Annotated in this window: 4 protein-coding genes; 3 read left to right on the top strand and 1 reads right to left on the bottom strand. The window is 61.4% G+C overall.

The features are described 5' to 3' along the window. Window positions 1-124 precede the first annotated feature (124 nt). Window positions 125-751: a XopAW family type III secretion system calcium-binding effector gene (gene xopAW / locus AB7M29_RS27265; RefSeq protein ID WP_454248428.1), complete on the top strand. Its 627-nt coding sequence runs from the start codon at window positions 125-127 to the stop codon at window positions 749-751. A 109-nt stretch (window positions 752-860) separates the two neighbouring features. Here xopAW and AB7M29_RS27270 read toward each other — a convergent pair whose 3' ends face one another. Then, window positions 861-7,991: a retention module-containing protein gene (locus tag AB7M29_RS27270; protein WP_454248429.1), complete on the bottom strand. Its 7,131-nt coding sequence runs from the start codon at window positions 7,989-7,991 to the stop codon at window positions 861-863. Between the two features lie 591 nt (window positions 7,992-8,582). Here AB7M29_RS27270 and AB7M29_RS27275 point away from each other — a divergent pair. Together AB7M29_RS27275 and AB7M29_RS27280 are read left to right on the top strand one after the other, a co-directional pair. Continuing rightward, window positions 8,583-9,941, top strand: a complete 1,359-nt coding sequence (locus tag AB7M29_RS27275; RefSeq protein WP_454248430.1) for a TolC family outer membrane protein — start codon at window positions 8,583-8,585, stop codon at window positions 9,939-9,941. A gap of 91 nt (window positions 9,942-10,032) precedes the next feature. Next, window positions 10,033-12,192 (top strand): type I secretion system permease/ATPase, encoded by a 2,160-nt coding sequence (locus AB7M29_RS27280; RefSeq protein ID WP_454248431.1) that lies wholly within the window; start codon window positions 10,033-10,035, stop codon window positions 12,190-12,192. The last annotated feature ends 11 nt before the right edge of the window (window positions 12,193-12,203 follow it).

The raw sequence follows: 12,203 nt of genomic DNA on the forward strand, positions 1-12,203 counted from the left end.
GGCGGGCCTGATATTTGTGTTTGTGTACCGGACGGTACAAACCCCACATACCCACGACAACTCACCCCTTGAGGCTGCATAAGCCGGTGCACTCACCGGTTTCCCATTCCAAGGAGTGAGCACAATGATCGGTAGCGTCAGTAACTACACGAGCTATACCAGCACCAGCAGCACCTCCACCAACAGTGCCCGCAGCCAGCAATTCCAGAAAGAACTGCTCGCCAAACTCGACAGCAACAGCGACGGTGCGGTGGATCAGGACGAGCTCACGAGCGCCCTGTCGCAGAAAACCGATGACGGTCTGCTGGTCAGCCTGAGTAAGAACTTCAGCGATCTGGACAGCGACGAAAGCGGCAGCCTGAGCAGCGAGGAAATGGCCGCGATGGCCCCTCCGCCGCCACCGCGCGATCAGGCGCCGAGCACCGAACTGGCCGATGCGCTGATCAGCGCTCTGGACACTGACGGTGACGGCGCCATCAGCAGCGATGAACTGAGCAACGGCCTGACCAGCGCCGGCAGCACGGCCGACAGCGCTGCATTGCCCAAGATCCTGGATAGCGACAGCAGCGGTGGCGTCAGCAGCGATGAACTGAAAGCCGCCCTGCAAGCCGGTCGCGGGCAGAACACTGACAGCTCCACCAATCAGTTCAACGTGACCGAAGCCCTGAACAAAATGATCGCCAACCTGAGCAAACAGTACTCGCTCGACAATGTGGCGACCGTGGGCAAATACCTGAACGAGGCGACCTGAGTCAAAAGCTTCGCGGGCAAGACGGATCGCCGCACCGCTCGCTCCTACGGCTGTACGTGACAAACCCGCCATCCCCTTTCACCGGGATGGCGGGTTTTGTACTTTCAGATCACACGGTATCCACCTTCAACGAATGATCATTGAGCATGCCGCTGATGATCGTCGCGGTATCGTGACCGCCGGCAATCACCCCATCCGCCCCCGGCGTGACGCCGTAGTGGCTGGCCAGGTTTACGCCCGCCAAGTCGATGGTCTGGTTCGGCGTGGCGCCGGCCATGGCGCTGACGTCGATGCTGGTAATCACCGATGCACCACTGCCGCTGACAGTGAAGTGCAGGTAGTCATCCAGCGAAGCCGCGGTGCCGTTTTCGCCTTGCAGCAGTTGCGACAGGTCGAGTTTGTCGGTGCCTGGGGTGAAGTCGGTGATGACGTCGTGGCCGCTGTTGCCTTTGAGCCACTGGAAGGTGTCGGCGCCGCTGCCGCCGGTGAGGGTGTTGTTACCGAGGCCGCCGATGAGGAAGTCGTCACCGCCCCCGCCGTTGAGCACATCGTTGCCCAAACCGCCGTTGATGATGTTGCTGTTGTTGTCGCCCATGAGGCTGTCGTTAAAGTTTGAGCCGGTGAGGTTTTCGATGCCGGTCAGGGTGTCGGTGCCCGCGCCAAGGGTGTTTTGCGCGGTAGGCAGGCTCAGGTTGGCGGTGACGCCGGCGGTGGCGTGCGCAGAGCTCGCGGTGTCATTGCCGGTGCCGCCGTCGAGCAGGTCGTTGCCCGCGCCGCTGAACAGCAAGTCGTTGCCGGCGCCGCCATGCATCTCGTTGTTGCCGGAACCGGCGGTGAGCACATCATTGCCGTCGCCGGCATTGATGAGGTTGTTGCCAGCGCCCGCCACCAGTACGTCGTCCCCAGAAGTGCCGGTCAGCGTATGGCCATCCTGATAGCTGATGGTCACATTGGCCGAGTCGCTGCCGCCGTGGTTGTCGTTGGCGGTGTAGGTGCCGTGAAAGTCCGGCGTGGCATCGTGGGCTCCAGCGTAGTTGACGGTCATGGTCAGCTGGTAGTTTTCCGCCCCCTTCCCGCTGTTGCCCGGGCCACCGTCGTCGATGTTGGTGATGTGGATCTGGTACGTGCCGTCCGCTGTGGCGGTGATGGTCTGGCCGTCGGCGATGGCAGTGAAAGCACCGCCGTTGACCGAGTACTCCATCGTGACGTGGCCGGCCGCCAGGTTGTGGTCCAGGTTGAGGGTTTCACCTTGTTTGAGGGTGACGGTGATCCGGTCCTCATCATTGGTATTGTTGGCGCTGACCGCCCCGAGCGCCCCGCTGACCACCAACATCGCCGTCATGGCGGCTGTGTTGGCGACGAATGCGCTGCGGGCGATGGTCACTGCCTGGGTGTTATTGGCGGTGAAACTGAAGTTCGGATTGGTGCCGGTAAAGTCCCCGCCCCTGGCCGTCCAGCCAGTGTTGAAGGTGGTCGGCGATGCCGTGAGCGTGTCGCCATTGACGTCGCTGTCGTTGGCCAGCAGCAGTTCGCCCGGCAGCACAATGCTGCCCGACAGAATGTTGGTGATGACATGGTCATCGACCGCCACCGGTGGCGTGTTCGGAATCACGTTGATCACCAGCGTGGAGCTGGCCTGGTCGCCGTCGTTGTCGCTGACGGTGAAGCCGATGTTTTCGGTGATCACCGCGGCCGTGGTTTTCTGCGAGAGGTAGGTGTACTCGCCGGTATCGAGGTTCACCACCAGGGTGCCGCTGTCATTGGTGGCGATGCTCAGGGTGTTGTTGGCGGTGTTGAAGGTGCCGTGGTTGGCGCCGCCGCTGAAGCTCAGCGAACCCTGATTGCTGTTGGCTTTCGGATCATAGGTATAAGTGGTGCCGTCGATCGTGATGGATTTGATGAAGCCACCATCGGCGCCAAATGTACCGCCCTCGCCCAGCAGCGAACCGGTGACCGGCGCGCCTTGCACGGTGCCCGAGAGTACCGAGTTGAGCTGATTGAGGTCGGTCACTATCACGGCGTCGGTGTCGGTGTGCGTGCTGCCGTCATAGGCCACTGGATCGAGGCTGGCGTTACTGACGCCACTGCCCAGGCCGATGGCGTAGTTCTTGATGTCATTGGCGTCGAGGAAGGCTTTGAGCGCGGCCTCGTCCGCGGGGCCGATGTCGCCTTCGTTGGGTTTGCCATCGGAGAAGAAGTAGCCGACGTTCTGCGCCCCGGTGAGTTTGCCCGAGGTGTCAAACGCGGTTTGCATGGTCGCCACGGCCGCGTCGTAGTTGGTCCCGCCGCCCGCCGTCAGCGTAGCGATGATCAACTTGGCGGTCGCCACATCGACCCACACCGAAGTCTGGTCCGTGGCGCTGCTGCTGAAGGTGACGATCTGCACTTTCACATCGCCGAGGTCGTCATACTTGTCGAGCAATGCGCTGATCGCCTGCTTGGCCAGGTCCAGCCGCGACAGACCCGACACACCGGAAGGGTCGACCATGCTCCCGGACACATCGATCACCAGCAGTAGGTTGGAGTCAATCTGCACCGCGGGCACCGATCGGTCCGAGGCGACGGCTTTGGGCACGTCATCGACGATGCTCACCACAAGGGTGCCGGTGGTGCTGTTGCCCACGGCATCGGTGGCGGTGTAGGTGAAGCTTTCGTTCAGGGTGTTCGCGCCGTCGTTGGCGGTGGGCGAAGTTTTCGGCGCCGAGGTCAGGGTGTAGGTGTAGCTGCCGTCGGGGTTGAGCAGGATCTGCCCGTAGGTTCCGGTGGCACTGCCGACCAAGGTGTAAGTGATCGCACCGCTGGCGCCGGTGACCGCACCGACCAGCGTACCGGAGCCGGTTTCACCGGTGTTGCCCGGCTCGCTGCCAGTGACGGTGCCCGCTGCCAGGTCCTGACCGTTCTGGGTCAAGTCCAGGGCTTTTTCGTAGACCGTCACGTCGGTATCGGTGACCGTTACGAGGCAGTTGTTGGACACGTCGATGGTTAGGGTCGTGGTGCTTTCATCGCCGTCGGCATCGCGCACGGTATAGGTGAACACGTCCGTGGCGCCCGGCTCACCAACCGAGTTGGGGTTGCTGTGGTACACGGCATTACCGTTGGCATCCAGTGTGAGATAGCCGTAGGTGCCGTTGATTTGGCTGTTCAAGCCGCCGATGGCCGAAGTCGAGGTGTCGCTGCCGGCACGCACGCCGACTACTGCACCTCCCACTGCCGGACCGTCAGCACCGAGCACATCGTTGTCCAGCACATTACCGCTGACTGTCCCGCCCTCTACCACCGCGACTGAATCGCAGTGCGCAGTCGGCACGTCATCGACGATGTTGATCACGATGGTGCTGGTGACGCTGTTGCCTAAAGAATCGGTGGCCTGATAGGTGAAGCCTTCGCTCAGAGTATTCGGCCCGTCGTTAGCGTTGGGCGTGGTCGCTGGTGCGGACGTCAAGGTGTAGGTGTAGCTGCCATCCGGATTGAGCAGGATTTGCCCGTAGGTCCCAGTGGTGCTTCCGACCAAGGTGTAAGTGATTGCGCCAATAGCGCCAGTGATGGAGCCGACCAGCGTGCCGGAGGCGGTTTCACCAGTGTTGCCAGGTTCACTGCCGGTAACCGTGCCTGCCGCCAGATCCTGGCCATCCTTGGTCAAATCCAGCGCTTTTTCGTGAACCGTTACGTCATTATCGGGGACCACTACGAGGGAGCAGTCGGCCACGTTAATGGTAATAGTCGTGGTGCTTTCATCGCCGTCGGCATCGCGCACGGTGTAGGTAAACACATCCGTGGCGCCCGGCGCGCTGACCGAATTCGGATTGCTGTGGTACACGGTGTTGCCATTGGCATTCAGGGTCAGATAGCCGTAGGTGCCGTTGATTTGCGTATTCAGACCGCCAATGGCAGACGTCGAAGTGTCGTTGCCGGCGCGCACGCCAACCACTGCACCACCCGATGCAGGGCCATCAGCGCCGAGCACATCATTGCCCAACACATTACCGCTGACCGTTCCACCCTCCGCCACCGCGACCGCATCGGCATGAGCGGTGGGTACGTCATCGACGATGTTGATCACGATGGTACTGGTGACGCTGTTACCCAAGGGATCGGTGGCTTGATAGGTGAAACTTTCGCTCAGGGTATTCGGCCCGTCGTTGGCGTGGGGGGTGGTCGTTGGTGCAGAGGTCAGGGTGTAGGTGTAGCTGCCGTCGGGGTTGAGCACGATTTGCCCATAAGTCCCGGTGGCGCTGCCGACCAAGGTGTAAGTGATCGTGCCAGTGGTGCCAGTGACCGAACCGACCAGCGTACCGGAGCCGGTTTCACCGGTGTTGCCCGGCTCGCTGCCGGTGACCGTGCCTGCCGCCAGATCCTGGCCATCCTGGGTCAAATCCAGGGCTTTTTCGTTAACCGTCACGTCGCTATCGCTGGCCGCTACGAGGGTGCAGTCCGCCACGTTAATGGTGATGGTCGTGGTGCTTTCATCGCCGTCGGCATCACGCACGGTGTAGGTAAACACATCCGTGGCCCCCGGCGCGCTGACCGAGTTCGGGTTGCTGTGGTACACGGCGTTGCCGTTGGCATCCAGGGTCAGGTAGCCATAGGCGCCGTTGATTTGCGTATTCAGGCCACCGATGGCCGAAGTCGACGTGTCGCTGCCGGCGCGCACGCCAACCACCGCACCACTAAGTGCCGGGCCGTCGGCACCTCCGACGTCATTGTTCAGCACGTTGCCCGAGGCCGTTGCGCCTTCGGCTATCGTCGCTTGATCAGGGTTGGCGGTGGGCAAGTCATCGACGATGTTGACGTTGATCTGACCCAATGCCGTGCTGCCATCGACGTCGGTGGCGACGACGTTGAGGTTCTCGGTGATGCTATTGGTGCCGTCGGCGTTCGGGTGGGTTTCGTTATCCGTCAGGGTGTAGCTGTAGCTGACCACGCCGGTCGTGCTGTTGAAACCAGTGATGGTCAACGTATTGCCGAGCGCAGTGACGATCGATTGTGGAAAGCCTGCGGCCACGCCACCGGTGACTACCGCGATGCCGCCCACGGTCAGGGTTTGCAAACCGTCGAGGGCGGTGACGGTGAAGGTGCCGCTTTGAGTCAAGGCTGGCGTGTTGGGGCTGGTGCCGTCGCTGAGGTTTTTCTCATAAACGTTGAGTTCACCGCCGTTGACGTTCAGGCCATCGAGGGTCACTGGGTCATCGTTGTTCTGGATGTTCAGCACCAGCGTGGCGGTGCTGGTATCGCCATCGGAATCGGTGAGGGTGTAGACGAAATTCTCGGTAGCGTTGCCACCGCCGTTCAAGGCTTTGAAGTCGGCGTCGCTGGTGTTCAGGGTGTAGGTGTACGTGCCGTTGGGGTTGAGCACCAGCGTGCCGTACGTCCCGTTGAACGTGCCGCCGATGACCGGCCCGCTGTCGGAGCCGGTGGCAATGCGGTCAGCGCCCTGGATGTCGTTGGGCAGTACGCTGCCGGTCAGGGTCAGCAGGGTTTCCGAGGCGGTATTGGCGTTGCTGTCGTTCACGGCCTGGGGCAGGTCATCGACGATGTTCACATCGAGATTGCCGTTGGCGGTGGTGCCGTTGTCGTCCACCACGGTTACCGCGAACTGCTCGGAGATACTGTTGGCGCCGTTGGCATTCGGATGGGTTTCGTTATCGGTGAGGGTGTAGCTGTAACTGACCACGCCGGTCGTGCTGTCGAACCCGGTGATGGTCAGCGTGCTGCCGAGCGGGGTGACAATCGATTGCGGGAAACCTGCGGCCACACCACCAGTGACCACGGCGATGCCGCCGATGGTCAGGGTCTGCACGCCGTCCAGCGCAGTGAGGGTGAAGGTGCCGCTTTGGGTCAGCGCCGGTGCATCGGGGTTGCTGCCGTCCGAAAGGTTTTTCTCGTGGACAGTCAGCTCGCCGCCTTCGGCATTCAGCCCATCGATGATCACCGGATCATCGTTGTTGTGTATCTCCAACACCAGGTTCGCGGTGCTGGTATCGCCGTCGGCATCCGTCAGGGTGTAGGTGAAGGTTTCCGTGGCATTGCCACCACCGTTCAGGGCTTTGAAGTCGGCATCGCTGGTGTTCAGGGTGTAGGTGTATGTGCCGTTGGCGTTGAGTACCAGCGTGCCGTAAGTCCCGTTGAACGTGCCGCCGATGATCGGCCCGCTGTCGGGGCCGGTAGCTATGCGATCGGCGCCCTGGAGGTCGTTGGGCAGCACGCTGCCAGTCAGGGTTAGCAGGGTTTCCGAGGCGCTATTGGCATTGGTGTCGTCGATGGCTTTGGGCACATCGTCAGTGATGTTGACGTCCAGCGAACCGGTGGCGGTATCGCCGTTGCTGTCACTCGCGACGACGGTGAACTGTTCGCTGAGGTTGTTGGTGCCGTCGCCAGCCGAGTGGGTTTCGTTGCCGACCAGGGTGTAGCTGTAACTCACCACGCCGGTGGCCGGGTTGTAGCCGGTGATCGTCAGGGTGTTGCCCAGTTGAGTGGTGATCGATTGCGGAAAACCGGCGGGCACACCGCCGCTAATCACGTTGATTCCGCCGATGTTCAGGCTGGTCAGCCCGTCAGCCGCAATGATTGTGAAGGTGCCGTTTTGAATCAGCGCTCCGGGGTTGCTGGCCGAACCGTCCGCCAGGTGGGCTTCATTGAGGGTCAGTTCGCCTCCCGCCCCCGACAAGCCAATGAGGATGACCGGGTTGTTCAGCGCGCCGGTCCCACCTGCACCGCCTGCGCCGTTGTCGCCGTTGTCCGGGTCCCGGCGCTCCAGGGGGAATTCGGGAATGCCGTTGAAGCCCGCAGTAGGGAAACCAATGATGGGATCGACCCGACCCGCCACTTCCTCCAGCAACACAAAACTGTGACCGCCGCCCAATCCACCCGGCGCGCCCGAGGCGCCCGGCCCGGCGGCGGTGGCTTCACCGGTCTGAGTCGGGTCTGCACCGGCGGCAATAGCTTTTTGCAGTTGCTCGACATCGGTCAGTTGCGCCTGACTCGGCGTCACCGCCTCGGCGGTCTCCACGTGCGGGGCCTGATGCGCCAGTAACTGGGCTGTCATCTGCAGGCTGCTGTCACGCCCCAGAGTCAGCTCCTGGCCATTTTTCAATTGCACCGCCACCGCGCCTTCGGCCCCAGTGACCAGTTGCTCGCCGGCAAACAGCCGATCGCCCTCGACCAGGGTGCGTCGGGTGCCATCACCCGCCACTGCGTACACCTGACCGATGACCTTACTGACGATACCGATGAGCGTTGCCATGTGCATTTCCTCCGCTGCCAACTGCTGTCGGCATCCTGTTTGCGCGAAGAAGTTGCTCATGGTTCAAGCAGGTTGGCCTGGCGGATCGTTTGCCGAGAAAGCGTTTACCTGACGTAAACCACTGCCTCCCGACACTCTCGCCAGGCGTGTCGCTCGCAAGGGGAATTTCTGGATCGGGATAAAACCCTGTGCAATCAACGGCATCGGGGTCCACTTCCAAAATAACCGCCCTGCTAACGATGCGTAACGGTTTTGAATCACTCGAGTGACAAAAAATTGTCGCCTCTAAACCGTCTCGCTTCCCTCCCCTCCAGCACTTCTTCGCTCTGTGTCGAAAAGTGAATTGAACTTTCCTCAAGCCCTTCGATGCTCCTCAGAGCTCATAAACAAAGGCTTTCGCATTGAACAATGTGCTGGATTTTTCAGAGCGCATAAGTTTTTTTCGGCATAAGTCTTATGAGAAATCCTTCTTAGCTTCGCGTCAGGATGTTCTTAGCTCTGATGTAACAAGCGTGAGACGGTTTCACTTAAAAATAACGTCAAATATTTGGCGACTCACTAAGTACCATCAGGAATCAGGGAGAGGCATCCATGCGCGTTTTAACCCCCCTCTGCAGCGCGATTTTGCTGGCCATGGCCTGCACTTCTCAGGCTCAGGCGATGTCATTGACCGAGGCGATCCAGAGCACCATTGCGACCCACCCGGAACTGTCGTCGCGGGTCGATGCCCGGCTCTCGGCCGACGAGCAGATTAAAGTCGCCAAAGGGGGCTTCTATCCATCGGTGGATTTGAACGCCGGCTACGGGCGCGGGTACAGCGATAACACCACCACTCGGGCGCAGGGCAATCACCACACCGAAATCCTCACCTACACCCAGTCGGAACTGCGCCTGCGGCAGATGCTGTTCGACGGCTTCAACACCTCCAACGAGGTCGCGCGCACCAAAGGCGTGGCCAACTCGCGCGCCTATTACGCACAGGGCACCGCCCAGGATCTGGCCCTGCGCACCATCGAGGTGTACCTCGAAGTGCTCAAGCGCCGCGAACTGGTGACCCTGGCCAAGAACAACCTGCAAGCGCACATGCGAGTCAACGATCAGATCGGCCTGCGCACCGAACGCGGAGTCGGCAGTAACGCCGACTCCGACCAATCCACCGCTCGCCGGGCGCTGGCGCAAAACAACCTCGACACCGCCGAAGTCGATCTGGCCGATGCCGAGACGAACTTCTACAGCGTCGTGGGGCGCATGCCCGATGAACTCGAAGCGCCGCCATCGACCCGCGGCGAATTGCCCGCCACCCTGCCGGAAGCCCAGCAGAGCATGGTGGAAAACAACCCGTACCTGAAATCCGCCCAGGCCGATGTGCAATCGGCCGAAAGCCAGTACGAAGTCTCCAAGTCGCCGTTTTACCCGCGTTTTGACGCTGAAGCGGCGGTGGGCGCGAATAACAATATTCAGGGCGACGAAGGCCACGACAACGAATGGCGAGTGGGTGTGGTGATGAACTACAACCTGTTCCGCGGCGGCAGCGACAAGGCCCGGCTGGCCTCCAATGCGCACCAGATCAACCAGGCGCTGGACATCCGCAACAACGCCCTGCGCCAACTCAACGAGAACATCCACCTGGCCTGGAACGCCATGCTCAACGCCAAGAAACAAACCCCGACTGCCCGTGAATACGCCGAAACCACCACCCGTGTGCGGGCCGCGTATCAGGATCAGTTCGGCCTTGGTCAACGGACCTTGCTCGACTTGCTCGACAGTGAAAACGAACTCTACAACGCCAACCGCCGCTACACCGAAGTGCGCTACACCGAGGAGTTTTCGATGTACCGCGTGCTGGCGAACATGGGTCAGTTGCTGAGCAAACAACGGGTGGTGCTGCCCGCCGATGCGATCGCCTCCACCGAAGTGAAAAACGAAGCTCGCTTGCCTGAACTGAAATGAAATAACCCCTGTAGGAGCAGCCTTCGGCAGCTCCTACAGGGAGATATGTAGATATTTATGCCAATTGCCGCAGCGCAACGGGAGCGATCAAGTGACCAGCATGGAACCCGGCAACATTGGCGTCGATCCGCGTCTGAGCTTCGATGACCCGCTTCTGGACGGTCTGTTGATCCTCTGCAAACTTCATGGCGCGACGGTCAGTCGCGCCAGCCTGAGTGCCGGGCTGCCAATGGCACACCAACGTTTGAGCCTGGACCTGCTGCCGCGCGCAGCGGCCCGGGCCAGTTTGCAGGCGCGTGTGTTGCGCCGTGAACTGGGGGAGATTTCCGCGCTCAACCTGCCTGTGATGCTGCTCCTCAACCATGGCCGCTGCGCGGTCTTGCGTCGCTTCGGCGATGACGGTCAGGCGCTGATTCTGCCGAGCGAAGCCGACGGCGGAGAACAATGGGTCAGCACGGACGAGCTGGCCGCCAACTACAGCGGCCAGGCGTTGTTCGCCCGGCCGCGGCATGAACTCGAAGACCTGCGCGCACCGCTGGTGCCACGAGTGGAAGCGTGGTTTCGCGACACGTTGAAGTTGTCGAAGTGGCTGTACAGCGATGCGATTCTGGCGAGTTTTCTGATCAACCTGCTGGGGCTGATGGTGCCGCTGTTCGTGATGCAGACCTACGACCGGGTGGTGCCGAACCAGGCCACTTCAACGTTGTGGGTGTTGTCGATCGGCTTGCTGATCGGCACCGGCTTCGAACTGGTGCTGCGGGTGGTTCGCGCGCACCTGCTGGACACCGCCGGGAAGAAAACCGACGTGATTCTTTCGGCGACCTTGTTCGAACGCATCACCGGCATGGCAATGAAAGCGCGACCAGCGACCATCGGTGGTTTCGCCCAGAGCATTCATGATTTTCAGGGCCTGCGGGAGTTTCTCACCGCCGTCACGCTGACCAGCCTGATCGACCTGCCCTTCGCAGTATTGATGCTGGTGGTGATCGGCTTGCTCGGTGGCTGGTTGGTGGTGATTCCGCTGTTGGCCTTCCCCATCACGATCATCTTTGCCATGGTGATTCAGGCACGTCTGCGCGACACCGTGCAGAAGAGTCTGAGCCTCGGCGCCGAACGCCAGGCCCTGCTGATCGAAACCCTCGGCGGTCTGGAAACCCTCAAGGCGTGCAGCGCCGAAAGCGAACGCCAACACAAATGGGAAAGCACCCACGGCGCCCTCACCCGCCTCGACAGCCATGCACGCAACCTCTCGGCGCTGGCCACCAACGGCACGCTGTTCATTCAGCAATTCTCCGGCATGGCGACCATCGTCGCCGGGGTCTACAGCATCATCGCCGGCAACCTCAGCGTTGGTGCGCTGGTGGCGACCTACATGCTCGGCAGCCGCGTGCTCGCGCCGCTGGGGCAAATCGCCGGGCTGATCACCCGTTATCAACAAGCGCAACTGACCATGAAAAGCACCGATGCGCTGATGTCGTTGCCGCAAGAACGTGACGCCAAACAGCGGCCACTGGAGCGTACGCAACTGCAAGGCGCGCTCGACGTCAGCGGCGTGACGTTTCACTACAACGGCCAGAATGCTCCGGCCCTGGCCAACGTCAGCTTCAGCATGAAACCCGGCGAACGGATCGGCATCATCGGCCGCAGCGGCTCGGGCAAAAGCACGTTGGCGCGGCTGGTGATGGGATTCTATGCACCGGAAGAAGGCCAGTTGCTGCTCGATGGCCTGGACCTGCGACAACTGGACGTCGCCGACCTGCGTCAACAGATCGGCTACGTCGCCCACGACCTGCCATTGCTGGCCGGCAGCCTGCGCGACAACCTGACCCTCGGCGCGCGCTACATCAACGATGCCCGGATGCTTGAAGTCGCCGAACTGACTGGCGTCACCGAACTGGCTCGCCAACATCCCCAGGGCTTCGACCGGCCGGTGGGTGAACGCGGTCAGTTGCTGTCGGGCGGTCAACGCCAAGCGGTGTTGCTGGCGCGGGCCTTGTTGCTCGACCCGCCGATCATGCTGCTCGACGAACCCACCAGCGCCATGGACAACAGCAGCGAAGACGTCCTGCGGCAAAAACTCCACGGCTGGATTCAGGGCAAAACCCTGCTGCTGGTCACTCACCGCACGTCGATGCTCAGCCTGGTGGACCGGTTGGTGGTGCTGGACAACGGACGGATCGTCGCCGACGGCCCGAAAGAAGCGGTCATCGATGCGTTGCGCAAGGGCCGTGTCGGCTCTGCGACGGCTTAGGGGCACCCACT

The organism is Pseudomonas sp. F-14 TE3623, from assembly GCF_053629015.1.

What these genes read in the sequence shown, in the direction of transcription:
- xopAW (WP_454248428.1), top strand. Translation starts at nt 125, where the DNA reads ATGATCGGTAGCGTCAGTAACTACACGAGCTATACCAGCACCAGCAGC.
- AB7M29_RS27270 (WP_454248429.1), bottom strand. Translation starts at nt 7,991, where the DNA reads ATGGCAACGCTCATCGGTATCGTCAGTAAGGTCATCGGTCAGGTGTAC.
- AB7M29_RS27275 (WP_454248430.1), top strand. Translation starts at nt 8,583, where the DNA reads ATGCGCGTTTTAACCCCCCTCTGCAGCGCGATTTTGCTGGCCATGGCC.